The organism is Humitalea rosea (genome assembly GCF_003253705.1).
In the GTDB taxonomy this organism is placed as follows: Bacteria; Pseudomonadota; Alphaproteobacteria; order Acetobacterales; family Acetobacteraceae; genus Humitalea; species Humitalea rosea.
In genome coordinates, this window is sequence record NZ_QKYU01000006.1 from 172,323 (window position 1) to 197,836 (window position 25,514).

Annotated in this window: 24 protein-coding genes; 14 read left to right on the forward strand and 10 right to left on the reverse strand. The window is 69.5% G+C overall.

The features are described from left to right. Positions 1-1,065, reverse strand: a 1,065-nt coding sequence (locus tag C8P66_RS23765; RefSeq protein WP_456303637.1) for a hypothetical protein, incomplete at its 3' end; no start/stop codon positions are given. Positions 1,066-1,287: 222 nt separating this feature from the next. Here C8P66_RS23765 and C8P66_RS07105 point away from each other — a divergent pair. After that, positions 1,288-2,778: an ABC transporter substrate-binding protein gene (locus C8P66_RS07105; RefSeq protein WP_158537136.1), complete on the forward strand. Its 1,491-nt coding sequence runs from the start codon at positions 1,288-1,290 to the stop codon at positions 2,776-2,778. Here C8P66_RS07105 and C8P66_RS07110 read toward each other — a convergent pair. Together C8P66_RS07110 and mdoH are read right to left on the reverse strand one after the other, a co-directional pair. After that, positions 2,762-3,403 carry a glutathione S-transferase family protein gene (locus tag C8P66_RS07110; protein WP_111397538.1) on the reverse strand — a complete coding sequence of 214 codons (642 nt, stop codon included), beginning with the start codon at positions 3,401-3,403 and terminating at the stop codon, positions 2,762-2,764. The genes C8P66_RS07105 and C8P66_RS07110 overlap by 17 nt on opposite strands. Further along, positions 3,400-5,175, reverse strand: coding sequence for a glucans biosynthesis glucosyltransferase MdoH (gene mdoH / locus C8P66_RS07115; RefSeq protein WP_342768009.1), 1,776 nt, complete (start codon positions 5,173-5,175; stop codon positions 3,400-3,402). The genes C8P66_RS07110 and mdoH overlap by 4 nt, the downstream gene beginning before the upstream one ends. Here mdoH and C8P66_RS07120 point away from each other — a divergent pair. The 4 genes from C8P66_RS07120 to C8P66_RS07135 are packed head-to-tail and all read left to right on the forward strand — an operon-like array spanning position 5,125 to position 8,906. After that, positions 5,125-6,213, forward strand: coding sequence for a TIGR03364 family FAD-dependent oxidoreductase (locus C8P66_RS07120; protein WP_111397540.1), 1,089 nt, complete (start codon positions 5,125-5,127; stop codon positions 6,211-6,213). The two genes, mdoH and C8P66_RS07120, sit on opposite strands and share 51 nt — an antisense overlap. Beyond that, positions 6,210-7,019, forward strand: coding sequence for a phosphonoacetaldehyde hydrolase (gene phnX, locus C8P66_RS07125; RefSeq protein ID WP_111397541.1), 810 nt, complete (start codon positions 6,210-6,212; stop codon positions 7,017-7,019). Before C8P66_RS07120 ends, phnX begins: the two co-directional genes overlap by 4 nt. 37 nt (positions 7,020-7,056) lie before the next feature. After that, the gene (locus C8P66_RS07130; protein WP_111397542.1) at positions 7,057-7,710 is read left to right on the forward strand and encodes a DUF1028 domain-containing protein; all 654 of its coding nucleotides are present in this window, start codon (positions 7,057-7,059) and stop codon (positions 7,708-7,710) included. A 44-nt stretch (positions 7,711-7,754) separates the two neighbouring features. Beyond that, a complete protein-coding gene (locus C8P66_RS07135; RefSeq protein WP_456303638.1) occupies positions 7,755-8,906 on the forward strand; it encodes a M20 aminoacylase family protein in 1,152 nt (383 codons plus the stop codon). 59 nt (positions 8,907-8,965) lie between these two features. Here the strand turns inward: C8P66_RS07135 and C8P66_RS07140 are convergent, their stop codons facing one another. Genes C8P66_RS07140 through C8P66_RS07150 form a run of 3 tightly spaced genes read right to left on the reverse strand, consistent with a single transcriptional unit; the run spans position 8,966 to position 11,359 of the window. Further along, complete coding sequence (locus C8P66_RS07140; RefSeq protein WP_111397544.1) at positions 8,966-9,154, reverse strand: soj family protein; 189 nt, start codon at positions 9,152-9,154, stop codon at positions 8,966-8,968. A 58-nt stretch (positions 9,155-9,212) separates the two neighbouring features. After that, entirely contained in the window at positions 9,213-9,770 is a 558-nt protein-coding gene (locus tag C8P66_RS07145; protein ID WP_245903285.1) for a DUF882 domain-containing protein, read from the reverse strand. Between the two features lie 56 nt (positions 9,771-9,826). Then, positions 9,827-11,359, reverse strand: a complete 1,533-nt coding sequence (locus tag C8P66_RS07150) for a L,D-transpeptidase family protein (RefSeq protein ID WP_111397546.1) — start codon at positions 11,357-11,359, stop codon at positions 9,827-9,829. Between the two features lie 119 nt (positions 11,360-11,478). Here C8P66_RS07150 and C8P66_RS07155 point away from each other — a divergent pair, with 119 nt between their 5' ends. Next, complete coding sequence (locus C8P66_RS07155) at positions 11,479-12,801, forward strand: aspartate aminotransferase family protein (protein ID WP_111397547.1); 1,323 nt, start codon at positions 11,479-11,481, stop codon at positions 12,799-12,801. Between the two features lie 182 nt (positions 12,802-12,983). Here the strand turns inward: C8P66_RS07155 and C8P66_RS23770 are convergent, their stop codons facing one another. Then, entirely contained in the window at positions 12,984-13,202 is a 219-nt protein-coding gene (locus tag C8P66_RS23770; RefSeq protein WP_158537137.1) for a hypothetical protein, read from the reverse strand. A gap of 239 nt (positions 13,203-13,441) precedes the next feature. Here C8P66_RS23770 and C8P66_RS07160 point away from each other — a divergent pair, with 239 nt between their 5' ends. The 4 genes from C8P66_RS07160 (at position 13,442) to alaS (ending at position 19,140) form a co-directional block, all read left to right on the forward strand. Continuing rightward, positions 13,442-14,989, forward strand: coding sequence for an ATP-binding protein (locus tag C8P66_RS07160; RefSeq protein WP_111397548.1), 1,548 nt, complete (start codon positions 13,442-13,444; stop codon positions 14,987-14,989). Positions 14,990-15,136: 147 nt separating this feature from the next. Next, a complete protein-coding gene (recA, locus tag C8P66_RS07165) occupies positions 15,137-16,186 on the forward strand; it encodes a recombinase RecA (protein ID WP_211314067.1) in 1,050 nt (349 codons plus the stop codon). A gap of 46 nt (positions 16,187-16,232) precedes the next feature. Next, entirely contained in the window at positions 16,233-16,409 is a 177-nt protein-coding gene (locus tag C8P66_RS23775) for a hypothetical protein (RefSeq protein WP_158537138.1), read from the forward strand. Between the two features lie 79 nt (positions 16,410-16,488). Then, a complete protein-coding gene (gene alaS / locus C8P66_RS07170) occupies positions 16,489-19,140 on the forward strand; it encodes an alanine--tRNA ligase (protein WP_111397550.1) in 2,652 nt (883 codons plus the stop codon). On the opposite strand, the gene C8P66_RS07175 is transcribed toward alaS, so the two are convergent. The 3 genes from C8P66_RS07175 to hemF form a co-directional block, all read right to left on the reverse strand. After that, positions 19,141-20,118 (reverse strand): Bug family tripartite tricarboxylate transporter substrate binding protein, encoded by a 978-nt coding sequence (locus C8P66_RS07175; protein ID WP_111397551.1) that lies wholly within the window; start codon positions 20,116-20,118, stop codon positions 19,141-19,143. Positions 20,119-20,179: 61 nt separating this feature from the next. Continuing rightward, the gene (locus C8P66_RS07180) at positions 20,180-20,572 is read right to left on the reverse strand and encodes a DUF4345 domain-containing protein (RefSeq protein ID WP_111397552.1); all 393 of its coding nucleotides are present in this window, start codon (positions 20,570-20,572) and stop codon (positions 20,180-20,182) included. Positions 20,573-20,636: 64 nt separating this feature from the next. Continuing rightward, on the reverse strand, positions 20,637-21,536 hold the full coding sequence (hemF, locus tag C8P66_RS07185) for an oxygen-dependent coproporphyrinogen oxidase (RefSeq protein WP_111397553.1): 900 nt from the start codon (positions 21,534-21,536) through the stop codon (positions 20,637-20,639). Between the two features lie 262 nt (positions 21,537-21,798). Here hemF and petA point away from each other — a divergent pair, with 262 nt between their 5' ends. From petA to C8P66_RS07205, 4 genes are all read left to right on the forward strand, one after another. After that, complete coding sequence (petA, locus tag C8P66_RS07190) at positions 21,799-22,347, forward strand: ubiquinol-cytochrome c reductase iron-sulfur subunit (RefSeq protein WP_111397554.1); 549 nt, start codon at positions 21,799-21,801, stop codon at positions 22,345-22,347. Positions 22,348-22,360: 13 nt separating this feature from the next. Next, entirely contained in the window at positions 22,361-23,632 is a 1,272-nt protein-coding gene (locus C8P66_RS07195; RefSeq protein WP_111397555.1) for a cytochrome b, read from the forward strand. A gap of 2 nt (positions 23,633-23,634) precedes the next feature. Next, on the forward strand, positions 23,635-24,399 hold the full coding sequence (locus C8P66_RS07200; RefSeq protein ID WP_111397556.1) for a cytochrome c1: 765 nt from the start codon (positions 23,635-23,637) through the stop codon (positions 24,397-24,399). Positions 24,400-24,475: 76 nt separating this feature from the next. Continuing rightward, positions 24,476-25,360 carry an S-methyl-5'-thioadenosine phosphorylase gene (locus C8P66_RS07205; RefSeq protein WP_111397557.1) on the forward strand — a complete coding sequence of 295 codons (885 nt, stop codon included), beginning with the start codon at positions 24,476-24,478 and terminating at the stop codon, positions 25,358-25,360. Positions 25,361-25,514: the final 154 nt, after the last annotated feature.

Below are 25,514 nucleotides of genomic sequence, written 5' to 3' on the forward strand. Positions count from 1 at the left end.
GCCGCCGATCTGGGTGGTGGTCAGTGCGGCGAGGTTGGTCTCGCCCAAGGCGCCGACCTGGGTCGCGGTCAGCGCGCCGATCTGTGTGGCGGAGAGCTCGGCGACATCGGTCTCCGACAGGCCCTTGATCTGTGTGGTGGTCACGCCCTTGAGCTGGGTGGCGCCCAGCGCGCCGACCTGGGTGGCATCGAGTGCGGAAAAATTCTCGGCGGAGAGCGCGCCGACCTGGGAGGCGTTGAGCGCGCCGATTTGTGTGGCGGAGAGCTCGGCGACATCGGTCTCCGACAGGCCCTTGATCTGTGTGGTGGTCACGCCCTTGAGCTGGGTGGCGCCCAGCGCGCCGACCTGGGTGGCATCGAGTGCGGAAAAATTCTCGGCCGAGAGGGCCCCGACCTGGGAGGCGTTGAGCGCGCCGACCTGTGTGGCGGAGAGCTCGGCGACGTCGGTGGCGGAGAGGCCGCGGATCTGTGTGGCGGAGACGCCCTTGATCTGGGTCTCGGTGAGCGCGCCGGCCTGGGTGGCGTCGAGTGCCGAGAGGCTGCTCGCCGAAAGCGCGCCCACCTGCGCCGCTGTCAGCGCCGCGACCTGGGTGGTGGCCAGCGCTGTCAGATTCGTCGTCGAGAGTCCCGCCACCTGCGTCGTCGTCAGCGCCTGGATCTGCGTCGTGCTGAACTCGCCCATATCGGTGGTGGTCAGCCCGCCCAACTGCGTCGTCGTCAGGGCCTTGAGCTGGGTGCCGCTCAGCGCCGCGACCTTGGTGGCGTCCAGCCCGGACAGCTGCGTGGTGGTCAGCGCCTTGAGCTGGAAATCCCCCAGCACCGCAAGCTGGCCGGAGGTGAAGACCACGGGATTGGCCAGGAAGGGGATCTGGGTCGCGGCCAGGCCCTTCACCTGGGATGTGGACAGCGCCTCGATCTGCGTCGTCGTCAGCGATTCCACCGCCGAGCCGCTGAGCGCCCCGACCTGGGTTGCTGACAGTGAGCCGATTTGTGTTGTCGTAAGCTGCTGCACCGTCGTTGCGGACAGAGCACCGATCTGAGCGGCCGAAAGCAGCGAAATCGACATGGTGTCATCCCTCTCCGGAGAAAACGACGATGGCCGTGCGGCCATCGGGGTCCAGGCGCTCTCCGGCAGACGCCACGCCTCGGCCCCTTGCTGAGGGAAAAACCCTGCCGAAGGCTGAATCAATCCCAAGATTTATTCGCAAGATTTATTCCGGCATCGGCGCAGGGCGTCAGTCCGGCCGGCCGGCTTGCCAGCCGGCACACCTGCTGCGACCCTCCCCCCGTGCTCCGCCTGATCCTCCTGCTGCTTGCCGCCGCCACCGTCGCGGCCCAGGCGCAGAGCGTCGCGATCATCGCCGTCGGTGCCGATCCGGGGCAGTTGAACCCGGCGATTTCCACCGCGGGGCCGGCGCATACCGTGGCGGATACGATCTTCAGCGGCCTCGTGACGCTGGACGAGGACGGCACGGCACGGCCGGATCTGGCGCGGTCCTGGGCCGCGACCGACGGGCCGGCCGGCCCGGGCACGATCTGGCGCTTCGCGCTGGATCCCTCGGCACGTTGGCATGACGGCACGCCGTTCAGCAGCGCCGATGTGGTCTATACCTTCACCGAGGTGTTGTTCCGCTACCATGCTCGCGCCCGTGCCGGGCTGGCGCCGGCGGTGGCGGCGATCGAGGCGCCCGATCCCCATACCGTGGTGTTCCGGCTCTCCCGGCCCAATCCGGCCTTCCTCGCGCAGCTGGACGTCACCGAGGCGCCGATCCTGCCGCAGCACCTCTATGCCGGCACCGATCCGCGGACCAATCCCGTCAACGGCGCCCCGATCGGCACCGGTCCGTTTCGCTTCGTCGCGCATCGCCATGACGACCGCGTGGTGCTGGAGCGGGTCTCCGGCCATGGCTTCGACCGGCTGCTGTTCCGCATCATCGCCGACCCGACGCTGCAGGCCGCGGCACTGCTGCGGGGGGAGGTGGACTATCTTGCCCGGGTGGCCCTCAAGGACGCGGCCCGGCTCGCGGCCATGCCCGATGTCACGCTGCATCGCGTTCGCGGCGGGCCGGGCGGCAGCAATTGCGTGATGACCCTGGCCTTCAACATGGATCGCGTTGCCCTGCCGCTGCGCCGCGCCCTGGCACTGGCGGTGGACCGGGAGGCGATGCTGCACCGCTTCGCTTATGGCCAGGGCGGCGTGTCATGGGGGCTGCTGTCCAGCGGCCTCGGCGACTTCCCGATCCAGGCGGTGATCCCTGCCGCCGACCGCGTGCCGGAGGCGCCGCCAAGGCTCGATATTGTCGCCTTCGCCAGCTTCCGCCGCTGGGTGGAGGCGTTGCAGGCGGATTTCGCCCGCATCGGCATCACCGCCCGCAGCCGACTCCTCGATCCCGCCGCGACCGCCGAGGCGGTGTTCGCGCGCCGGGATTTCGACCTCTCCGTCATCTCCTATTGCCACGGCCCCGATCCGGAAATCGGCGCGCGGCGGCTGTTCGACAGCGCCGCCATCGGCGTCCCCTTCGGCAATGCGGCGGGGTTTCACGCCCCTGAGGTGGATGCGCTGCTGGCCGAGGCCTCGGCCAGCCCGGAGCATGCCGAACGGGTCGCCGCCTGGCGCGATATCCAGGCCCGCGCCCTGGCCGAACTGCCCTATTGGCCGCTGGTCGAGGTGGATCTTCTGGTCGCCTGGCGCAATACAGCCTCCGGCTGGGCCCCCTGGTCGGGGCGCTTTGCCGACAGGGCGCGGCCCGCCGGCGCCGCGCCTAGGCAGGATCGTTGAATCGCTGGCGCGCCCAGGCCGCCAGCACATCGCGATAGGTCGCAACCACAGGCCCGAGCACCGGATGCCCCGCCCAGGCGGCACGGACGGCGGCGAGGCGCGGCGTTTCCGGCGTCGCCGCCCCATACCGGGCCAGAAGCTCATCGGCGATCAGCAGGGTCACCGGCAGGCCGCAATCGGCCAGCGTCACCTCCGGCCCGCAGGCGAAGGGACCCGCCGCGTCCAGCAGCCCTTCCAGCACACCCAGCCGATCGAGCGACCGCCGCACCTGCGGCGCCGCCACATCGGCCGGTGGTGCCGGGAACAGGCGCCGCAGCGGCGGGTCGATGCCGGTGTCATGGAAGGCCGCCATCTGGCGGATGCGCGCCCGCGCTTGCGCATCGCCGGGCAGCAGGCTGGGAGAGGGATAGCTCTCCTCGATCCATTCCAGGATCGCGATGCTCTCCGACAGCACGAAATCGCCCGCGACCAGCGCGGGAATGGTCCCGGCCGGCACGATCGCGCGATAGGCCGGGCTGCCATAGCCGTCCGGCGGCGGCCGGCTGTCCACGGCGACGCCCTTCAACGCGAAGGCGATGCGCACCTTGGCGCCGAAGGAGGAGATGGGCAGGTCGTAGAGGATCATGGCTCCTCCGGTATCGCGCAGATTTTTGCCGCGCGCATCCAGGCAGCGAGGCGCGGCGAGGCGGTCGCCACACAGAGCGGCACGGCCAGCCACAGCCCCGCCAACACCGGCGCGCCCCAGGCCAGCGCGGTCCAGGAGACGCTGGCCAGCGCCGCGCCCACTGCCAGCCCGAGCAGCGTATGCGGCCAGAGCAGCCGCGCGGCATCGCCCCAGCCGATGCCGCGATCGGCCCGGTTCTGCGCCGCCCAGCCCGACCGCCGGCCGAAGGGGAGGAGCAGCAGGAAGAAGGCCTTGTTCAACACCGAGGGCGGCTCGAAGAACGTGGTGAAGGCGATCTCCGCCAACGCGCCCCACGCGAAACGGGCGCGGCCGCCGTAGCGGCGAGCCTCGGCGGGCTGCATCAGCACCTGGAGATAGCCCATCAGCTTGGGCGAGAAGTAACAGAACCACGTCCCCAGCATCACCGCCGCCAGGGCGCCATGCGGCGTCGCCGCACCGCCGCCGCTCAGCACATTGCCGGTCGCGGCCAGCAGCAGCAGCAGCCAGAGCGGCGAGCCGAAGAACAGCAAGATCGCCTGCCAGAGCTGCCAGCGCCCCATCGGCGTCAGTCCTGGCAGGCGCAGCAGGGCGAGGTACTGCATGTTTCCCGCCGCCCAGCGCTCGTCCCGCCGCAGGTATTCCGGCATGGCGGGGGGGTTGCCTTCCTGGCTGCCGTCCTCCTCCGGCAGGCAGCGGACCTTCCAGCCCGCGGCATGCAGCCGCACGGCCTCGACCTGATCGTGGCTGAGGATGTGGCTGCCGTCGGGCAGCGCCTCCAGCCGGGCATGGGCGCGGAAGGGGGCAATGCGGAGGATGGCATTATGCCCCCAGTAGGGGCCCTCATCGCCCTGCCACCAGCCTTGCCCGGTCGCCCAGGCGCGCATGCCGGCGCGCATCCCGAACTGGAACAGCCGCGGGAAGGGGGCGAAGGCCGGGCGGCCGACGATCAACTGCTGCACGATGGCCAAGCGCGGATCGGCCTCCAGGCAGGACACCAGCCGCAGCACCGCGCGGGCCGACATCTCGCTGTCGGCATCGAGGCACAGGAAGGCTTCCATGCCCGCCGAATCCTCGTCGCACCATTCCATGACGTTGCCGGCCTTGAAGCCGGTGTTGCGGGCGCGGCGGCGGTAGCGCACCGGGATGGCATGGCGCGCGGCCAAGGCGGCGATGGTGGCCTCCTCCCCGGCGGCGGGGGCCGGCGTGTCCGACAGGACCCAGAGGGCGAAGCGATGCGACGCCCCCGCCGCCTCCAACCCCGCCAGCAGCCGGTCGAGCGGCGGGGTCACGGCGGCCATGTCCTCCTGCCGGATACAGACGAGGATCGCGGTGGCGAAGCCCGGCACCGCGCCCTCCCGTCGCCGGTCGAGCTGCGGCACCACCGCCGCCGCCGGGTCGCGCGCGCCGATCAATATCGCGAAGCCGAGCAGCGCATTGGCCGCCGAGATGGCCGACCAGGGCAGCGTCCCGGCATAGGCCGCGAGGATCACCCATTCCCACCCCGTCACCCCGCCGGGCGCCAGGGCGCGCCACAGCAGCCCCAGCAATGAGAGGGTGAGGGCGAGGCCGAGTCCCGCGAAACCGACGCGCCTGAGAACGATGTTGTCCATGCTGCGCGCCATGGCAGCAGATGATCGGGGCGGCAACATGACGCGGCCCGCGCCGCATGGCAGGCTGCCGGCATGGATGCAGACATGATCGTGGTGGGTGCGGGGATTCTCGGCCTGGCCCATGCCCTCGCCGCCCGCCGTGCCGGCCTTTCGGTGCTGGTGGTCGAACGCGATGCCCAGGCCAATGGCGCCAGCATCCGCAACTTCGGCTTCGTCACCGTCACCGGCCAGGGCTTCCCGGACACCCACCGCCGCGCCGCCCGCTCCCGCGACATCTGGGCCGAGATCGCCCCCGCCGCCGGCATCGCGATGCATCATCGGGGCCTGCTGATGGCCTGCCGCCGCCCCGAGGCCGTGGCGGTGGCCGAGGCGTTCTGCGCGGGCCCAATGGGGGCCAGTTGCCGCATGCTGACCAAGCTGCCGCCGATCTTTGGCGAGGGCGTGCTGGCCGCGCTGTATTCCCCGCATGAGCTGCGCGTCGAAAGCCGCGAAGCCATCGCCCAGCTCGCCGCCTGGCTGGAGCACGGCATGGGCGTCCGCTTCCTGCGCCGCACCGCGGTGCGCGGCGTCGCCGATGGGCTGGTCGAGACCACGTCCGGCACCTTTCGCGCGCCAAAAATCGTGGTCTGCCCCGGCACCGATCTCGCGACCCTGTTCCCCGAGGTCTTCGCCGCGCGGCAGACCACGCTGTGCAAGCTGCACATGCTGAAGCTCGTCGATCCGGGCTGGGAATTGCCGGCGGCGGTGATGAGCGATCTCGGGATGGTCCGCTACCTCGGCTATCGCCACGAGACCCCGCTGGCGCCGCTGCGCGCCCGGTTGGAGGCCGAGCAGGCCGATGCTCTGGAACACGGCGTGCATCTGATCGTGGTGCAGAACCGCGACGGCTCGCTGGTGGTCGGCGACAGCCATCACTACGCGGCCACACCCGACCCGTTCCAGCCCGGCTTCGTGGACGACATCATCCTGGCCGAATTCGCCGCCGTCTTCGGCGCGGTGCCGCCCGTCATCGAACGTTGGGTTGGCGTCTATCCCTCGGGACCGCAGGATACCTTCACGGAGCATCTCGGCCCCGGGCTGCGGCTGGTCAGCGTCACCAGCGGCACCGGCGCCAGCACCAGCTTCGCCATCGCCGAGGAAACCATGGAGAGCTTCGCATGATCCGCGCCGTGGTGTTCGACTGGGCCGGCACGGTGGTGGATCATGGCAGCCTCGCGCCGATGGGGGCCTTCGTGCGCGCCTTCGCCGAGTTTGGGGTCCCCATCTCGATCGCCGATGCGCGCGGGCCGATGGGCAGTGCCAAGCGCGACCACATCAAGGCGGTCGGCGCGCTGCCGCATGTGGCGGCGGGCTGGCGCGCGGCGCAGGGCTCGGAGTTCGACGATACCGCCATCGACCGCATTTTTGCGGTGTTCGAGCCGATGAACGTCGCCTCCGTCTCCGCCCATGCGGCGCTGATCCCCGGGGCGGCCGAAACCCTGGCCTGGTGCGCGGCCAGAAACATCCGCATCGGCGCGACCACCGGCTATACAAGGCCGATCATGGCTGTGCTGGCCCCGCTCGCCGCCGCCCAGGGGTTTACGCCAGAAATCACCATCTGCGCCGGCGACATGGCCGCAGGCCGGCCGGCGCCGCTGCAGATGTGGCAGGTGATGGCGACCATGGGCGTGCATCCGGCGCATGCGGTGGTGAAGGTCGATGACACCCCGGTCGGCATCGGCGAGGGCCGCACCGCCGGCACCTGGGCCATCGGCCTCGCCCTGACCGGCAACATGGCCGGGCTGACGCTGGAAGACCTCACGGCGCTGGACGCGGCCGAGACGGCGGCGCTGCGCGCGCGGGCCTCGGCGCCGCTCTTCGCCGCCGGGGCACATCTGGTGATCGATGGCATCGCCGACCTGCCCGCCGCCATCGAACTGCTGGAGGCCCGCATCGCGGCGGGGGAGCGGCCGGGCGCCTTCGGGTGATGGACAGATTCGGCGGGCAGGCGTTTCCTGCCCGCCCATGACCTTCTCCCTGATCGCGCGCTGCGCCACCACCGGCGCCTTCGGCTATGCCGCCGCCACCAGCAACATCGGCGTCGGCGCCCGGCTTTGCGCCCTGGCCGCCGGCGTCGGCGGGGTGCTGACGCAGCACCGCACCGATCCCCGGCTGGCGCCGCGTGGCGTGGCGCTGCTGCAATCGGGCTGCGATGCCCGCCACACCATCGCGGCCCTGGTCGCGAGCACGCCCGACCACGGCTGGCGGCAGTTGGCGGCGATCGACGCGCAGGGCGGCACCGCGCATTTCCATGGCGAGCGGGTGAAGCCCGCCCGGGGCGCCGCGCATGGGCCCGATGTCGTGGCGATCGGCAATATCCTTGCGAATGACCAGGTGCCCGATGCCATGGTCGCGGCCTTCCAGGGCGCCGGCGGCGCCCTGGCCGATCGGCTGCTGGTGGCGCTGGCGGCCGGCGAGGCGGCGGGTGGCGAACATGGCCCGGTTGTCTCCGCCGCGCTGCGGATCGTGACCGACCAGGATTTTCCCTATGCCGATCTGCGCGTCGATCGCGCGGCCGATCCGATCACCACACTGGCCGGGCTCTGGGCGGATTACGCGCCCTGGGCCGATGAATTCGTCCTGCGCGCGCTGACCCCGGACGCCGCGCGCGGCGGCTGAGTCGTCTTCAACTGGAGCACAGAATGCCCGTTCCCAATCGCCTCATGGATTTGGCCCCCGAGATCAAGGCCTGGCGCCGCGACATCCATACCCATCCCGAGCTTGGCTTCGCCGAACACCGTACCAGCCAGATCGTCGCCGACAAGCTCGCCTCCTGGGGGATCGAGGTCCATCGCGGCCTGGCCGGCACCGGCGTCGTCGGCGTGCTGCGCGGCCAGCCGGGCACCGGCACCATCGGCTTCCGCGCCGACATGGATGCGCTGGCGATGCAGGAGGTGAACGGCTTCGAGCACCGCAGCCAGACGCCGGGCGCGATGCATGCCTGCGGCCATGACGGCCATACCGCGACCCTGCTGGGCGCCGCCAAATACCTCGCCGAGACGAAGAACTTCGCCGGCACGGTGCATTTCCTGTTCCAGCCGGCGGAAGAGGGCGGCGGCGGCGGCCGGGTGATGGTCGAGGAAGGCCTGTTCGACCGCTTCCCCTGCGACACCGTCTATGCGCTGCACAATGACCCGGCGCTGCCGCTCGGCACCGCCGCCTGCGTGCCGGGGGTCATCATGGCGGCCTCCGACCGGCTGAAGATCACCATCAAGGGCCGCGGCGGCCATGCCGCGCGCCCGCATACCACCTTGGACCCCGTGGTGGTCGGCGCGCATGTGGTGGTGGCGCTGCAATCCATCGTCGCCCGCCGCGTCGATCCGATCGAGAGCAGCGTGATCTCGCTGACTATGTTCCACGCGGGCTCCGCGATGAACGTGATCGCCGATACCGCCGAGATCCAGGGCACCGTCCGCGCGCTGAGCGAGGAGGTCCGCAAGCAGGTCGCGGCCCTGATCGAACAGGTCGCGACCAACACCGCTGCCGCGCATGGCGCGGTCGCCGAGGTGGAATACATCTGGGGCTACCCGCCGACCACCAACCATGTCGAGCAGACCGAGCGCGCCGCGCGCGCGCTGGAGGATGTGCTGGGCGAAGGGCGCGTGTTCCGCGACCGGCCGCCGGTGATGGGGGGCGAGGATTTCTCCTACATGCTGCTGGCGCGGCCCGGCGCCTTCATCCGGCTTGGCCAGGCCTCGCCCGATGGCACGGGCAGCGTGCCGGTGCACAACACCGCCTATGACTTCAATGACGAGGCGGCACCGCTTGGCGCCGCCTGGTTCGCGCGGCTCGCCGAGCGCGAATTGCCGCGCTGACGGATCGGGGCGCCGTGAGCGGCGCCCCTTTCAGGCCGCGAGGCGGCGCGGCGCCCCCTTTACGCCGCGAGGCGGCGCAGTTCCAGCGTATCGGCCAGGGCCCGCGCGGCTTCCGCGATCAGCCCGGCCGCATCATCCGCGCCGATCTCCATGCAGGAGAGTTCGAGATGGGCGAGCAGCCGCAGCAGGCTGCCGACGTCGCGGCGGGCTTCATCGGCCCAGAGGACGGCGGCGATCGGCGTATTCATGAGGCAGAACTTCCAGCAGCAGGTGGCGGCGCGTGTAGCACCACCCTGCGGTATCGCGCTACCAGCGCCTGACGCGGCCGCAGTCGAGATGGATAAACCCGTCGCGACGATAGAGCCCGACGCCACCCAATTGCATCTCCGCCGCCAGCCGCGCCATGCCGAGCGGGCTATGCCCCGGCAGCCGGCAATCGGCCGCCATGCCCGACATGTGCAGCGACACGCGGGAGACGGCGCGGGACTGCTGGGCGCGGGCGGCGTTGTGCTCGGGTGCGCGATAGGCGCTGATGACATCGAAGGACTCGGTCGCGCCCATGCGGGTGGCGACCGTGAACAGCACGTCGAACAGCCGCGGGTCCATCACCTCGACCTCGTCGGTGGTGGCGTCGCGCATCACCCAGTTCAGCCGGGCCAGTTCCTCGGAGACATAGCGGCCGTCGCGGAAATAGGTGGTATCGATCGTCTCCTGGGTCTGCATCCGGCGGATGCGGACCATGCGCGGTCCGGGCGGGATCAGATCGGGCAGCGAGGCCTCGGCCGGCCCGGGCAAGGCGGCGCAGGCGAGCGCCATGGTGCCGACGCCGAGCATCCCGCGCCGTGTCAGGCTCGGGGCGATCACCTCGGCGTCGGTGGCGGTGCAGCAGGGGCAAGCGGGGCGGTGGAACCACATGGCGCTCAGCCCCGGGCCGCCAGTCGCGGCAGCGGCGGCACGAGCCGGGCGGCATAGGCCTGGTCCAGCCCGTAGATATCCGGGCGGATGCGGACGCGCCCGTTCTCGACCATCACCGTGGTGTAGTGCAGCCGCACCGGGATTTGCCGGTGGAGGGAGACGACGCTGGTGCTGCGGCTCTCGACGGTGCGCACGGCGCGCTCCCGGCTCCAGCCCGAGGTGCCGTCGAGCGCCACCGAGACGAGGTCGAGCGGCCGTTCCAGCCGGATGCAGCCCGAGGAGAAGGCGCGATCCGGCCGGCTGAAATAGTGCCGGTCGGGCGTGTCATGCAAATAGATGTCGTCGCGGTTCGGGATGATGAACTTGATCCGGCCGAGCGCGCTGGTCTCTCCCGCATCCTGGCGGATGATGTAGGGGAAGCGCTGCGGGTTCACCGCCGACCAATCGACCAGGGTCGGGTCGATTTCGGCCATCTGCCCGTCGATCGACTGGAAGAAGCGGAAGCCGCGGGCAGCGACGGCGGCGGGATCGCGCCGCAGCTTCGGCAGCACGTCCTCCCGCGCGTTGCGCATCGGCACACCCCAGGGCGGGTTGAACTGCAACGCCGTCATGGTGACGTTGAGCATCGGCGTCGCGCGATCCGGGCGGCCGACGATCACCGCCATCTCCAGCATGACGCGCCCGGCCTCGATCATCTGCAGGCGGAAGTCGGGGATGTTCACCTCGATGCGGCGGCCGGGGCCGGGCACCGGGGCCGCGCGGCGCATGTCCATCGCGGCCAGGATCTGGTTGACCCGCCAATCCGCCGGGCGGTTCAGCATGGCGAGGCTGATGCGGCCCACGCGGCCATCGACCTCGACGCCCTGGGCGGCCTGCCAGCGGCGCACCGCCTCCAACAGGTTGGGGCCATAGGTCCCGCCCTCATCCATCGACATCGCCAGGACCGGGTCCTCCGCGGCCAGGCGGGCGCGCAGCAGCGGAATCCGGACCGGGTCGAAACTACCGGGGTCGAGGGTGCCGCCGCTCGGGATGCTCTCCCATCCGCCGCGAGCGGCGACGGCGCGGGTTTCGGCCAGGGCCGCGCGCAGCGGCTGCATGTCGCGCGTCGCCAGGGCCGCCTGTTCCAGCACCCCGGCCGGTTCGGCCGATTGCGCCAGACGGGCGATCCAGGGGGTGAGGGGGATGGCGGTGGTGTTGCGCACCAAATCCGGCCGGTCCGCGAGCGGCACCCGGACACGGCCATGCAGCAGATCGGTCATCCCCGCCAAGGCGGCGCGGAAGATCGCGGAATAGGCCATCTGCGGGTCGGTCGCGATCGCGGCCTCGGACGGCAGGCCATAGGCGCGCGGGTCGAGCCCATCGGCATCCATGGCGCGCACCCGGTCGGCGAGGCGCAGTGCCGCATCCCAACTGGCGGCGGCCTGGAGCGGCAGCGCCTGGGAAGGCAGGGCCTGGGAAGGCAGGGCCTGGCCCAGCGCGATGGAAGGGGCAAGGGCGGGGGCGGCTGCCAGCAGCAGCAAGGCATCGCGACGTCGCATGGCTTCAGTCTCTACTCCCCGCCGGGCGGCGTTGCCAGCGCTTGTGCACCGCCCCATGCATGCTTGACCGCGTTCCACCGCGCGCGTTGCATCGCGCAACGCCGCCAAGGACCACGCCGATGCCCGATCATGCCCTGCCCCGGAACAGCGACCTCACGGCCGCTTTGGTCGAGGCCCGCGAGACCTATGCCGCCGCCCGCCCGGTCTCGGCGGCGCTGCATGCCGAGGCGCGGGCGGTGATGCCGGGTGGCAATACCCGCAGCGTGCTGTTCTGGACGCCCTTCCCGACCGCCATGGTCCGGGGCGAGGGCTGCCGCCTGTGGGATGCGGATGGGCATGAGTATGTGGATTTCTGTGGCGAGTACTCGGCCGGGCTGTTCGGCCATTCCGACCCGCGCATCCTGGCCGCCCTGCGGGGGGCGCTGGATTCCGGGCTGAACCTCGCGGGCGTCGGGGCGAATGAGGTGCGGCTGGCGGCGCTGCTCTGTGCCCGCTTCCCGGCGATGGAGCGGGTGCGCTTCACCAACAGCGGCACCGAGGCCAATCTGATGGCCCTGACCGCCGCCCGCGCCGCGACCGGCCGGGCCGGGGTGCTGGTGTTCCGCGGTGGCTACCACGGCGGGGTGCTGACCTTCCCCGCCGGGCAGCCGATGCAGGCGGTGAACCTGCCGATCCCGGTGCAGGTCGCCGACTACAACGATGCCGAAGGGGCGGTGGCGCTGCTGGAGGGCGGCGGCATCGGGGCGGTGATCGTGGAGCCGATGCTGGGCGCCGGCGGCTGCATCCCTGCCGACCCGGCCTTCCTGGCCGCCTTGCGGGAGGGCTGCGACCGCACCGGCGCGCTGCTGATCTTCGATGAGGTGATGACCAGCCGCCACCATGCCGGCGGGTTGCAGATGCGGCTGGGGGGCGTGCGGCCGGATCTGATGACCTTGGGCAAATACGTCGCGGGTGGGATGTCCTTCGGCGCCTTCGGCGGGCGGGCGGCGGTGATGGACCAGTTCGACGGCCATCGGCCCGGCACGCTGCCGCATGCCGGCACCTTCAACAACAATGTCCTGAGCATGGCCGCGGGGCTGGTCGCGATGGGCGAGATCTTCACCGCCGAGGCCGCCGATGCGCTCTGGGCGCGGGGCGAGGCGCTGCGGGCGCGGCTGAACGAGGTCGCGGCCGGGGCGGGGATGGTTTTCACCGGGGCCGGCAGCATGGTCACGCCGCACTTCCGGCCGGGGAAGCTCACGCGCCCGCCGACCACCGCCTCAGCCGAGGAAGAGCAGAGGCGCGAGTTGTTCTTCCTGGATATGCTGGCCGGCGGGATCTACCTCGCGCGGCGCGGCATGGTGACCTTGTCCTTGCCGATGACGGCCGCCGACACTGAGGCCTTCGTCGCGGCGGTGTCCGATTTCTGCGAGGCGCGACGGCCGCTGCTCGCGGTCGCCTGAGCCTAGCAGGCTGCTGAAGAACGACGCTTGGCTCCGGCGAAACCGCAATGTTCGGCAGGAATGAATCCAAAGGCGCTGCGTGTTGAAGGATTCATTCGTGTTGCGCGATCGCCGCGAAACAATCGGTCGCCGCTTGCTGGCGAAGGTTCTTTTTCAGCAGCCTGCTAGAGGACCAGATGAGCCTAGCGGACCAGGACGAGCGCCACGAGCATCACGAAGGCCGCCGCCAGGACGACGGCCTTCAGCAGCGCGAACCATTCGGAGCGGCCGCCTTCTCCTTCCTCGGGGTGATAGGCGGGGCGCGGCGCCATTGGCGTCTGAGTCGTCTCTATTTCCGACACTACGTGCCGGGGAGCGACGGAGCCGCGAGGCGTTTTTTGGGAGGCAAGGTCGGTGGGCATGGCGGTTACTTCTGTAGCAGCAAGACTTTATATAGGAATGATCGAGTGGATTGTAGTGGTTTGAAGCCTGTCTATAAAAAGAAACTGATCCCATTACTTGTTCTGATGTATTCAAAATGTACTTTCTCGGCGGGGTGGATGAGTTGATCGAGAATGCAACTGATGCGTGTATCGATTGACGGCAGGTAAGCCCTTCCCGCCGCAATCTCCTTCGCAATTGCAGGGAATGATGAACGGCCATGCCCGATAGCTGGGACCCTTTGGGGCTTGGTCGACGCGGCGCCGGCGCGCCCGACGTCTGGGCCTTGCTCGCGGCGCTGGATCAACCGGCGGCTGTGCTCGATGCGGCGGGGCGGGTGCTGCGGGCCAACCCGGCCTTGCGCGGCCTGGCCGGGCCGGCGCGGCCCTTGGCCGAAGGCACGGGTTTCACGGGGGTGGTGGAGCCGGCGCACCGCCTCGGCCTCGGCGCCCTGCTGGAACAGGCGGCGTCCGGGCACGCGGGCACGACCGAGGTGCCGCTATTGGCCCTGCCCGGACTGTCCGGGCCATGCCTGCGGCTGCATGCGATGCCCTTGCCCCCGGGGCTGGTGCTGCTACGGGCCGAAAACCTCACCGAAGGTCTCCAGGCCACCGCCGCCGATGAGGCGGCCGAGCGATTCGCGGTGATCGGCCGCATCGCCGGCGGCATCGCGCATGATTTCAACAACCTGCTGGGGGTAATCCGGGGGGGCGCCGAGGATGCGCTGGCCCTGGGCGTGGCCCCCGAGGTCGCCGCCGACCTGCACGCCATCACAGGCGCCGCGGAGCGTGGGGCCGGGCTGGTCCGTGCCCTGCTGGCGGCAGCGCGGCAGCAGGTCTTGCTGCCGCGCCCGGTCGCCTTGGCCGAGGCGCTGGCCGAGGCGGCGCCATTGCTGCGCCGCCTGCTCGGCGCGCGGATCGAGCTACGCCTGACGCTGGAGGCGCCGGTGCGGGCGGTGCGGATGGACCCGTCGCAGCTGGATCAGGTGTTGCTGAACCTCGCCGCCAATGCCCGCGACGCGCTGCCGGAAGGGGGGGGGCTGACCATGCGCCTGGCCGAGGCGCTGGTGCTGAGCCCCGAGATCATCGGCCAGACCCGCATCCCGCCTGGCCGTTGGGTCACGCTGACGGTGCAGGACACCGGGCCCGGCATTCCGGCCGCACTGCTGCCGCATGTGCTGGAGCCCTTCGTCACCTCCCGTCGTGGCCGCGGCGGCACCGGGCTGGGGCTGGCCACGGTGGATGGCATCCTGCGGCAATCGGGCGGGCACCTCGCGGTGGAATCGCCGCCGGGGGAGGGCGCGCGCTTCACCCTGTTCCTGCCGCGCGCCGAGGCCGAACCGGCACCCGCCCCGCCCATCGCGCCGCCGGCATCGGCGGCCATGCCGGCCGGCCGGTCGCTGCTGCTGGTCGAGGATGAGGCGCCGCTGCGCCGGCTTTCGGCCCGCGCCCTGCGCCGCCAGGGGTTCGTGGTGACAGAGGCCGAGGATGCCGAGGCCGCGCTGGGGCTGGTCGAGGCCGGGCTGGTGCCCGCGCTGCTGGTCAGCGACGTCAGCCTGCCGGGCCAGGACGGTCTGGCCCTGGCCCGGCGACTGCGGCAAAGCCTGCCCGGGCTGCCGGCGCTGCTGGTTTCAGGCTATGCGAAGGCCGCGCTGGATGCGGATCTGGGGGCGGAGTCGATGGGATTCCTCGCCAAACCCTTCTCGCCGGCCGAGCTGGTGGCGGCTGCGCAAGAGGCTTGCATTGCCCGCCATGTGAGAACAAGTTAAGAACAGACGGTTAATTCGAATCGCCGGCCGCAGCTCGCTTTGATTTCGTCACGGCATCGGCTTTACTCACGATTTAGTGATCACACCGCGCGATCAGAAAATCTGGTCACGCCCACAGGTTGAGGAATTTCGATGGCGGCGCCCGGAATGGAGAAGACCAAGGCACTCGACGCGGCCCTCAGCCAGATCGAGCGCGCCTTCGGCAAGGGCTCGATCATGCGCATGGGCGCCAAGCGCGCCGATGCGGAGGTGGAGGTGATCTCCTCCGGCTCGCTCGGCCTCGATATCGCGCTCGGCATCGGCGGCTTCCCCAAGGGCCGGATCATCGAGATCTACGGGCCGGAATCCTCGGGCAAGACCACTTTGGCGCTGCATGCCATCGCCGAGGCCCAGAAGAAGGGTGGCACCTGCGCCTTCATCGACGCGGAGCACGCGCTGGACCCGGGCTATGCCCGCAAGCTCGGCGTGAACATCGACGATTTGCTGATCAGCCAGCCGGATGCCGGCGAGCAGGCGCTGGAGATCTGCGACACGCTGGTCCGCTCCGGCGCGATCGATGTCGTGGTGATCGACAGCGTCGCCGCCCTGGTGCCTCGCGCGGAGCTGGAGGGCGAGATGGGCGATACCCATGTCGGCCTGCACGCCCGGCTGATGTCCCAGGCGCTGCGCAAGCTCGCGGGCACGGTGTCGCGGTCCAACACGCTGCTGATCTTCCTCAACCAGATCCGGTTGAAGATCGGCGTGATGTTCGGCAATCCGGAGACCACCACGGGCGGCAATGCGCTGAAGTTCTATGCCTCGATCCGGCTGGAAATCCGCCGCATCGGCGCGATCAAGGATCGCGAGACCGTCACCGGCAACCAGACCCGGGTGAAGGTCGCGAAGAACAAGATGGCGCCGCCGTTCCGCCTTGTTGAATTCGACATCATGTTCGGTGAGGGCGTGTCCAAGGTCGGCGAATTGCTCGACCTCGGCGTGAAGGCCGGCGTGATCGAGAAATCCGGCGCCTGGTTCAGCTGCGACAGCCAGCGCATCGGCCAGGGGCGGGAGAACGCCAAGCAGTTCCTGCGCGAGAATGTCGCCATGGCCGAAAGCATCGAGAAGCGCATCCGCGACCAGTCCGGCAACGTCGCCAATTCGATGATGGTCGGCGAGACGGTCAGCGACCCTGCCGAGGAAACCCCGCCGCCCGAGTAAAACCCGGGCGCGGGCATCGGCGTTCCCCTGTTCAGGAGGACCGCCGATGCCCGATCCCGCCAAGCCCATGCCCGCATCCAAGGAAGATGCGCCGATGCCGCCTCCCGCCGAGGGCCTGAACCGGCCCGATGAGCGCAAGGAGGGTGGCCCCGATGTTGGCCGCGCCCCGGGCAAGGAGGAGCGGAAGCAAATAGACCGTGGCGAAACGCCACCCGGCCCCTAGCACGCCCGCCCTTCACGCTGCGCCTGCGGCGCGCTACCTGAGCCCCAACGCATTGATGTGAACGGGGCCAGGGCAGCGCATGACCAGCAGCAACGATATCCGCGCGACCTTCCTCGGTTATTTCGCGCGCCATGGGCATCAGGTGGTCGAAAGTTCGCCGCTGGTCCCGCGCAACGATCCCACGCTGATGTTCGCCAATTCCGGCATGGTGCAGTTCAAGAACGTCTTCACCGGCCAGGAACGCCGCGCCTATTCTACCGCCACCAGCGCCCAGAAATGCGTCCGCGCCGGCGGCAAGCACAATGATCTGGACAATGTCGGCTACACCGCCCGGCACCATACCTTCTTCGAGATGCTGGGGAATTTCTCCTTCGGGGACTACTTCAAGCCCGCCGCGATCGAACATGCCTGGACCTTGCTGACCCGCGACTTCGCGCTGCCCAAGGACAAGCTGTTGGTCACGGTCTATTCCGAGGATGAGGACGCCGCCGCCCTCTGGCGCAAGATCGCGGGCATCCCCGACAGTCGCATCATCCGCATCCCGACCAGCGATAACTTCTGGCGCATGGGCGACACCGGACCCTGCGGCCCGTGCTCTGAAATCTTCTACGATCATGGCGAGGCCATCCCCGGCGGCCCGCCCGGCAGCCCGGATGAGGATGGCGACCGCTTCATCGAGATCTGGAATCTCGTCTTCATGCAGTATCTGGAGGAGCCGGCCGGCACGCGGAACCCGCTGCCCCGCCCCTCGATCGACACCGGCATGGGGCTGGAGCGCTTCGCTGCCATCCTGCAGGGCAAGCACGACAACTACGACACCGACACGCTGCGCGCGATCATCCTGGCCAGCGCCGAGGCGACCGGGCAGGACCCGGACGGCCCCTTCCGCACCAGCCACCGCGTCGTCGCCGACCATCTGCGCGCCGGCGCCTTTCTCATTGCCGATGGCGTCATGCCCTCCAACGAGGGGCGCGGCTATGTGCTGCGCCGCATCCTGCGCCGCGCGATGCGGCATGCGCATATGATGGGCGCGGCCGAACCCCTGCTGCACCGGATCTACCCCGCGCTGGAGCGCCAGATGGGGGCGGCCTATGGCGAACTCATCCGCGCTCAGAGTCTGATCACCGAGACGCTGAAGCTTGAGGAGACCCGCTTCCGCACCCTGCTCGACCGCGGCCTCGGGCTGCTGGCCGAGGAGACGGCCAAGCTTGGCGAGAAGGAGACGCTGCCGGGCGATATCGCCTTCCGCCTCTACGACACCTTCGGCTTCCCCCTCGATCTGACCCAGGATGCGCTGCGCTCCGAGGGGCGCGCGGTGGATGTCGCGGGCTTCGAGACCGCCATGGCAGAGCAGCGCAAACGCGCCCGCGCCGCCTGGTCCGGCACGGGTGAGGCCGCGACGGAAACCGTCTGGTTCGACATCAAGGAGCGCATCGGTGCCTCCGAGTTTTTGGGCTACGACACTGAGACGGCCGAGGCGCAGATCCTGGCCGTGGTCGCCGATGGCGCCGAGGTTTCGGGCGCCGCCGCCGGGCGTGCCGTGGCCGTGGTGCTGAACCAGACGCCGTTCTATGCCGAGTCGGGTGGCCAGGTTGGCGATGCCGGCGTCATCACCGGCCCCGAGGGGCTGAGGATCACCATCCGCGACACCCAGAAGAAGGCGGGCGTGTTCCTGCATCTGGGCACGGTCGAGGCCGGCTTTGCCGCCCCCGGCCAATCGGTGGCCGCGACCGTGGACCACGCCCGCCGCGGTGCGATCCAGGCGCATCACTCCGCGACCCATCTGCTGCATGAGGCGCTGCGCCGCCGCCTCGGCGATCACGTCGCCCAGAAGGGCAGCCTGAACGCGCCGGAACGGCTGCGCTTCGATGTCAGCCAGCCGACCCCGATGACACCCTCCGACCTGATCTGGGTCGAGGCGGAGGTGAACGCCCGCATCCGCGAGAATGCCCGCGTCATCACCCGGCTGATGACCCCCGATGCGGCGGTCGAGGCCGGCGCCCGCGCCTTGTTCGGCGAGAAATACGGCGAGGAAGTCCGCGTTGTCGGCATGGGCTATGACCCCGAGGCCACCTCGACCCATGGCGTCTTCTCGCTGGAGCTTTGCGGCGGCACCCATGTCGCCCAGACCGGCGAGATCGGGCTGTTCAAGATCGTCTCCGAGGGCGCCGTCGCGGCCGGCATCCGCCGTGTCGAGGCGGTCTGTGGCGCGACGGCGCTGGCCTTGGTCGAACAGAATGAGAAGCGGCTGGTCGAGGCGGCGGCGGCGCTGAAGGTCTCGCCCGCCGACCTGCCGGCTCGCGTCACCGCGCTGGTCGAGGAGCGGCGCCGGCTGGAGCGCGAGGTCGCCGATCTGCGCCGCAAGCTCGCGACCGGCGGCGGTCAGGCCCCGAACGAGGTGCTGGCGGGGCTGCGGGTGGCGCTGCGCGGGGTCGAGGACGTGCCGTCCAAGGACCTCAAATCCATCGCCGATGCGATCCTGGCCGAGGGCGATACCGATGTCGTCGCCCTGGTCAGCTCCTTCGAGGGCAAGGCGAGCATCATCGTGGCGGTCGGGGCGGTGGCCAAGGGCCGCGCCGATGCGGTGGCCCTGGTGCGGGCTGCGGCGGCGGCGGTCGGCGGCAAGGGCGGCGGCGGGCGGCCGGATCTGGCCCAGGCCGGTGGCCCCGAAGGGGGCCGCACCGCCGAGGCTCTGGCGGCGGTGCGGGAAGCGATTTTGCTGGCGGGCTGACTACTCCACCCGCGCCCCGGAAATACGCACGGCTTCCTGCCACATCGGACGCTCGCGCGCGGCGCGGGCGGCCATGTCCTGCGGCGTGGACCACACTGCCTCGGCACCGGTGCGCAGCAGGCGGTCCTTGAAGGCCGGATCGGTCGCGACCTTGTGCAGCGCCTCGCCCAGGCGCGACACGATCTCGGCCGGCGTGCGCGCGGGGAGGACAAAGCCCTGCCAGGAGGTCACGACGAAGTCGGGCACGCCTGCCTCGCCCATGGTCGGCACGTCCGGCAGATTCGCCCAGCGGTCGGCCGAGGTCACGGCCAGCCCGCGCATCTGCCCCGCCTGGATCGTCGGCATGTAGGAGGCGAGGTTGTCGAGCGCGAAATCGACATCGCCCGAGAGCATGGTCGGGATCGTCTGCGCGGCGCCGCGGAAGGGGACATGGATGCCCTGGATGCCGACGCGGGCGCAGAACAGCGCGGCCGACAGATGCGGCGTGGTGCCGACGCCGGGCGAGCCATAGGTCACCCCATCCGGCTTGGCCTTCGCCCAGGTGATGAACTCGGCAAGGGTCTTGGACGCGTTATGGGCCGAGGCCACCACGGCGATATTCGGCAGGTCCCAAGCGATGCCGACCGGCAGCAGGTCCTTCTCCGGATCGTAGGGCAGGCGGGCATAGAGATACTGGTTGATCGCCAGATGCCCGATCGAGGCGATACCCAGGGTGTAGCCATCCGGGGCCGCCTTGGCGGTGGCGTCGATCCCGATATTCCCGCCCGCGCCGGCGCGGTTGTCGATGACGATGCTTTGGCCCAGCACCTGCTGTAGCTTCTCGGCATAGAGGCGGACCAGCACATCGGTGGACCCACCCGGCGGCCAGGGCACGATCACGCGGATCGGGCGATCGGCGGGCCAGACAGCCTGGGCGTGCACAAGGCCGGGAGCGGCGAGGCCAGCCGCGGTGGCGGCGAGCAGGCTGCGACGATTCATGGCGTATCCTTTATATTTTGTCTTGGACCCCTGCGTTCTGCCATGGGCGAGGTCGTTGCGGCTAGAGCAAGCCACGGCCCAGCAGGTGATGGCGCCACAGCCACAGGGCCGGCGTCACCCCGAGTTCCATGCCCAGGGCCAGCACATGCGTCAGCGGCGGCGGGCCATTCAGCGCGACGCCGAACAACCGCCCGAGGCCGCCGATGATCACCACGACGCAGAGCGCGTCGAAGACCATGCCACGCCGTTCCAGCGCCGCCTGGCACCACCAGACCCCCAAGCCGATCCCCAGCAGCAGGCCGGAGAGGTAGCGCATATGGCTGTCCGCGGCCCCGGACATCGTCTCGTTCAGGACGCCGAAGCCGGTCAGCACCCCGGCCAGACCGGCGCTGACGGGCACGATCCCGGCCAGTTGAATCGCCAGCCGCAATCGATTCAGCGATTGGGTTCTCATTCGCGTCGCTCCCGCTGCTGGGAGGATTACGCGTGAGCCCCGTGCCCGGATGCGGGGGTGGGTGTTACGGCCACTTCACCTCGGGCGGCAGCGACATCAGGATCGCCTCGGTGTTGCCCCCGGTCTTGAGGCCGAACAGCGTGCCGCGGTCGTGGATCAGGTTGAATTCGGCATAGCGGCCGCGCCGGATAAGCTGGTGCTCGCGCTCCTCCGGCGTCCAGGCCTCGTGCATCCGCCGCCGTACCAGCCGGGGGAAGACCTCCAGGAAGGCCTCGCCGACATCGCGGGTGAAGGCGAAATGGGCGGACAGGCGCGCCGCCTCCTCCTCCCGCCCCAGCCAGTCGTAGAAGATGCCGCCAAGGCCACGCGGCTCATTGCGATGCGGCAGGAAGAAGTACTCGTCGCACCATTTTTTGTAGCGGTCATAGGCCGTGGGATCGTGGCGATCGCAGGCGGCGCGGAAGGCGGCATGGAAGTCGGCGGCATCCGCCAGCATCTCGGGGGCCGCCATGTCCATCGGCGTGATGTCCCCGCCGCCGCCGAACCAGCCGCGATCGGTGACGATGAAGCGGGTGTTGAAATGCGCCGCCGCGACCCGGGGGGACCGCATATGGGCGACCAGCGACACCCCGGTCGCCATGAAGCGGGGATCGGCCGCGGCACCGGGGATCTGGGCGCGGAAGGCCGGGCTGAACTCGCCATGCACGGTGGAGACGTTCACCCCCACCTTCTCGAACACCCGGCCGCGCATCACGCTCATGACCCCGCCGCCGCCCTCGGGGCGGGTCCAGGGCGTTCGGGTGAAGCGGCCGGCGGGCATGGCCGCATGCGGGCCGCTTTCCAGCGCGTCCTCGCAGGCCTCGAAGGCCGCGCAGAGGCGATCGCGCAGCGACTCGAACCAGGTGCTGGCCTCGCCGGCCAGCGGGTGATCGAGGGGGCAGGGGACGTCGAGGAGGTCGCTCATGAGGAGGCAGGATGCGCCGCAGCGGGGGTTATGTTCAAGATGCGGGGCCGGTGTGGCGTTAAGGCTCTGTTAGACCCAATATATTCTGCGTCGCGCTGCGGCGCGGTGGATGGACGCAGGCGGAAGCCCTGGGTATATCCGGCCGGCGCCGTTGGCCAAACGCCGGTGGTGGCGCGCGTCGCCTACCTGGCGGCGTGCTCGGTCTTCGCGGGGGACTGGGGCTTGCGGGCCCGTCCGCCGCAAACAGGAACGGACAAGGCTCATGGCCGAAACGCTGGCGTCGCCGCCCCCTGAACAGCCGGAGACGCGGCGGGATTTCCTTGCCCTCGTTACGGCCTCCTTCGCCGCGATCGGCGTGGGCGCGGTGGTCTGGCCATTTATTTCGAGCATGAACCCGTCGCGGGACGTGCTGGCCCTCGCCTCCAGCGAGGCTGAGATCGGCGCGATCGTCGAGGGCCAGGCCGTGACGATCATGTGGCGCGGCAAGCCCGTCTTCATCCGCCACCGCACCGCGGCCGAGATCCAGGAAGCCCGGGCCGCCCTGATGTCCGAGCTGAAGGACCCTGCCACCGACCAGAGCCGCGTCCAGCGCGACGCCTGGCTGATCGTGATCGGCATCTGCACCCATCTGGGCTGCGTCCCGCTCGGCCAGAAGCCCACGGACCAGCGCGGCGATTACGGCGGCTGGTTCTGCCCCTGCCACGGCAGCCAGTACGATACCTCCGGCCGCATCCGGAAGGGGCCGGCGCCGACGAACCTCGTGGTTCCGACTTACACTTTCCTGTCCGATACCAAGATTCGCGTCGGCTGAACGGAGACACGTCATGGGTATCGGGCTGCACAACTCCGAATTCAAGAATCCCGTCATCCGCTGGGTTGACCAGCGCCTGCCGGTCTTCACGATGATGCAGAAGGAGTACGGGACCTTCCCGACTCCGAAGAACTTCAACTATTTCTGGAACTTCGGCGCTTTGGCGATGGTCACCCTCATGGTGATGATCCTGACCGGCGTGTTCCTGGCAATGAACTACACGGCCCATACGTCCATGGCCTTCGACAGCGTCGAACGGATCATGCGCGACGTGAACTACGGCTGGCTGCTGCGCTACATTCACATGAATGGCGCCAGCATGTTCTTCATCGTGGTCTACACCCACATCTTCCGCGGCATGTACTACGGCTCCTACAAGGCGCCGCGCGAACTGCTGTGGATGACGGGTGTGGTCATTTTCCTGTTGATGATGGCGACCGCCTTCATGGGCTACGTGCTGCCCTGGGGCCAGATGTCCTTCTGGGGCGCCACCGTCATCACCAACCTGTTCTCGGCCTTCCCGATCATCGGCGACAGCATCGTGACCTGGCTCTGGGGCGGCTTCAGCGTGGACAATCCCACGCTCAACCGCTTCTTCTCCCTGCATTATTTGCTGCCCTTCGTGATCGCCGGCGTCGTGTTCCTGCACATTGCCGCGCTGCACATCACCGGCAGCAACAACCCGCTCGGCGTCGAGCCGAAGGGGCCGCAGGACACCATCCCGTTCCACCCGTATTACACGATCAAGGACAGCTTCGGCCTCGTCATCTACTTCGTCGTGTTCGCGGTGTTGGTCTTCTTTATCCCGAACTACCTCGGCCATCCGGACAACTACATCCCGGCGAACCCGCTGGTGACGCCGCCGCATATCGTGCCGGAATGGTACTTCCTGCCGTTCTACGCGATCCTGCGCGCGGTGCCGGACAAGCTCGGTGGCGTGCTGATGATGTTCGGCTCCATCGCGCTGCTGTTCGTGCTGCCCTGGCTGGATGGCTCGCCGGTGCGCTCCATGCGCTTCCGCCCGCTGGCCCGCCCGTTCTTCCTGCTCTGGGTCGTCGCGGTCGTGGTGCTCGGCTATGTCGGCGGCAAGCCGGCCGAAGAGCCCTTCGTGACCATCAGCCGCTTCGCCGCAGCGTATTACTTCGCATATTTCCTGGTGATCCTGCCCTTGCTCGCCCGCATCGAACGTCCGCTGCCGTTGCCGGAAAGCATCAGCCGCCCCGTCCTGCGTGGCGGTGGCCCACTGCCCGCCGGCGCCGCCGCCAAGCCGATGGAGAAGGCGTGACCATGAAGCTCTCGATCAAGGCGGTGGCGCTTGGCGCCGCCCTGCTCCTTGCCCCGCTGACGGCCCGTGCCGTCGGCGAGGCGACCACCTACCCGGAGGTGCATTTCTCCTTCGACGGGATCTTCGGCTCCTTCGACCGCGCCGCCGCCCAGCGCGGGCTGCAGGTCTACAAGGAAGTCTGCAGCACCTGTCACAGCATGCATCTGCTGTCCTACCGCAACCTCGTGGACCTCGGGCTCACGCCCGAGCAGGCCGGCGCCGTGGCGGCGAGCTTCACCGTCACCGATGGCCCGAATGACGAGGGCGCGATGTTCGAGCGCCCGGGCCGCCTTGCCGACCGTTTCCGCCGCCCCTATCCCAACGACAACGCCGCGCGTGCCAGCAACAATGGCGCGCTGCCGCCCGACCTGTCGGTGATCACCAAGGCACGTGAAGGCGGGGCGGAATACATCCATGCCCTGCTGACCGGCTTCCGCGACCCGCCGCCCGGCTTCGTGATGGGCAGCGGCATGAACTACAATGCCTATTTCCCCGGCCATCAGATCGCGATGCCGAATATCCTGAATCCGGACCAGGTCGCCTATGGCGACCAGACCCCGGCCACGGTGGACCAGATGGCGCGTGACGTCGCGACCTTCCTCACCTGGGCGGCTGAGCCGGAGTTGGAACAGCGCCGCGCGATGGGCGTGAAGATCATCCTGTTCCTGATCGTCCTCGCCGGGCTGACCTATGCGCTGAAGCGCAAGATCTGGGCCGACCTGCACTGAGGCTCTGCGCCGCGCATATTCTTTCACGCGGCCGCCCCGACCAGGGCGGCCGTTTCCTTTTCCGGAGCTTTTCGGCATGACCGACCTCATCGAACCCGTCATCGGCCTGATCGGCGGCTCGGGCCTCTATGACATCGAGGGGCTGGAGGAGCGGGAATGGCGTGAGGTCGCCACACCCTTCGGCGCGCCCTCCGACCTGCTGTTGTTCGGGCGCCTGTCCGGCGTGCGCTGCGTCTTCCTGCCGCGCCACGGCCGCGGCCACCGCATCCCGCCCTCGGAGCTGAATTACCGCGCCAATATCGACGCGCTGAAGCGGGCAGGGGTGACGGAGATCCTCTCCCTCTCCGCGGTCGGCAGCCTCAATGGCGACCTGGCTCCGGGCACCTTCGTGATCGTGGACCAGTTCATCGACCGCACCTTTGCGCGCCAGAAATCATTCTTCACCACGGGCTGCGTCGCGCATGTGTCAGTGGCGCATCCGGTCTGCCCGCGCCTCGGCGACGCGCTGGAATCGGCCGCGCGCGGGATCGGGCTGAACCACCGCCGTGGCGGCACCTACCTCGTCATGGAGGGCCCGCAGTTCTCGACCAAGGCCGAGAGCGAGATGTACCGCGCCTGGGGCTGCGACGTGATCGGCATGACCAACATGCCCGAGGCCAAGCTCGCCCGTGAGGCGGAGATGTGTTACGCGACCGTAGCGATGGTTACCGATTTCGACTGCTGGCATCCCGACCATGACGCCGTGAGCGTGGAGGCGGTGGTGAAGGTGCTGCTGGCCAATGCGGACCGCGCCAAGGCGCTGGTGCAGGCGGTGATCCCGCTGCTGGCGGCACCCCGGCCGCCCTGCCCCGCGGGCTGCGACCGGGCGTTGGAGAATGCCATCGTCACCGCCCCGGCGCTGCGCGACCCGGTGCTGATGCGGATGCTGGAGGCCGTGGCCGGCCGGGTCTTGAACACTTAGAGTATTTTCAAGTCAGGCGGAATCGCCTGACGACTCGGAAAATGCGACAAAACAACAGGCTAGCAGCCTGTCGGATTCACGTCATGGATGTGGTTGCCTGGTCGGGTCTGGGTGGGTTCATGGCTGCATCAGGCGATGCAGCCTGCGGCAGTTA

What these genes read in the sequence shown, in the direction of transcription:
- C8P66_RS07110 (WP_111397538.1), bottom strand. Translation starts at nt 3,403, where the DNA reads ATGATCCTCTACGACCTGCCCATCTCCTCCTTCGGCGCCAAGGTGCGC.
- C8P66_RS07120 (WP_111397540.1), top strand. Translation starts at nt 5,125, where the DNA reads ATGGATGCAGACATGATCGTGGTGGGTGCGGGGATTCTCGGCCTGGCC.
- mdoH (WP_342768009.1), bottom strand. Translation starts at nt 5,175, where the DNA reads ATGGGCCAGGCCGAGAATCCCCGCACCCACCACGATCATGTCTGCATC.
- phnX (WP_111397541.1), top strand. Translation starts at nt 6,210, where the DNA reads ATGATCCGCGCCGTGGTGTTCGACTGGGCCGGCACGGTGGTGGATCAT.
- C8P66_RS07130 (WP_111397542.1), top strand. Translation starts at nt 7,057, where the DNA reads ATGACCTTCTCCCTGATCGCGCGCTGCGCCACCACCGGCGCCTTCGGC.
- C8P66_RS07135 (WP_456303638.1), top strand. Translation starts at nt 7,755, where the DNA reads ATGGATTTGGCCCCCGAGATCAAGGCCTGGCGCCGCGACATCCATACC.
- C8P66_RS07140 (WP_111397544.1), bottom strand. Translation starts at nt 9,154, where the DNA reads ATGAATACGCCGATCGCCGCCGTCCTCTGGGCCGATGAAGCCCGCCGC.
- C8P66_RS07150 (WP_111397546.1), bottom strand. Translation starts at nt 11,359, where the DNA reads ATGCGACGTCGCGATGCCTTGCTGCTGCTGGCAGCCGCCCCCGCCCTT.
- C8P66_RS07155 (WP_111397547.1), top strand. Translation starts at nt 11,479, where the DNA reads ATGCCCGATCATGCCCTGCCCCGGAACAGCGACCTCACGGCCGCTTTG.
- C8P66_RS23770 (WP_158537137.1), bottom strand. Translation starts at nt 13,202, where the DNA reads ATGCCCACCGACCTTGCCTCCCAAAAAACGCCTCGCGGCTCCGTCGCT.
- C8P66_RS07160 (WP_111397548.1), top strand. Translation starts at nt 13,442, where the DNA reads ATGCCCGATAGCTGGGACCCTTTGGGGCTTGGTCGACGCGGCGCCGGC.
- recA (WP_211314067.1), top strand. Translation starts at nt 15,137, where the DNA reads ATGGAGAAGACCAAGGCACTCGACGCGGCCCTCAGCCAGATCGAGCGC.
- C8P66_RS23775 (WP_158537138.1), top strand. Translation starts at nt 16,233, where the DNA reads ATGCCCGATCCCGCCAAGCCCATGCCCGCATCCAAGGAAGATGCGCCG.
- alaS (WP_111397550.1), top strand. Translation starts at nt 16,489, where the DNA reads ATGACCAGCAGCAACGATATCCGCGCGACCTTCCTCGGTTATTTCGCG.
- C8P66_RS07175 (WP_111397551.1), bottom strand. Translation starts at nt 20,118, where the DNA reads ATGAATCGTCGCAGCCTGCTCGCCGCCACCGCGGCTGGCCTCGCCGCT.
- C8P66_RS07180 (WP_111397552.1), bottom strand. Translation starts at nt 20,572, where the DNA reads ATGAGAACCCAATCGCTGAATCGATTGCGGCTGGCGATTCAACTGGCC.
- hemF (WP_111397553.1), bottom strand. Translation starts at nt 21,536, where the DNA reads ATGAGCGACCTCCTCGACGTCCCCTGCCCCCTCGATCACCCGCTGGCC.
- petA (WP_111397554.1), top strand. Translation starts at nt 21,799, where the DNA reads ATGGCCGAAACGCTGGCGTCGCCGCCCCCTGAACAGCCGGAGACGCGG.
- C8P66_RS07195 (WP_111397555.1), top strand. Translation starts at nt 22,361, where the DNA reads ATGGGTATCGGGCTGCACAACTCCGAATTCAAGAATCCCGTCATCCGC.
- C8P66_RS07200 (WP_111397556.1), top strand. Translation starts at nt 23,635, where the DNA reads ATGAAGCTCTCGATCAAGGCGGTGGCGCTTGGCGCCGCCCTGCTCCTT.
- C8P66_RS07205 (WP_111397557.1), top strand. Translation starts at nt 24,476, where the DNA reads ATGACCGACCTCATCGAACCCGTCATCGGCCTGATCGGCGGCTCGGGC.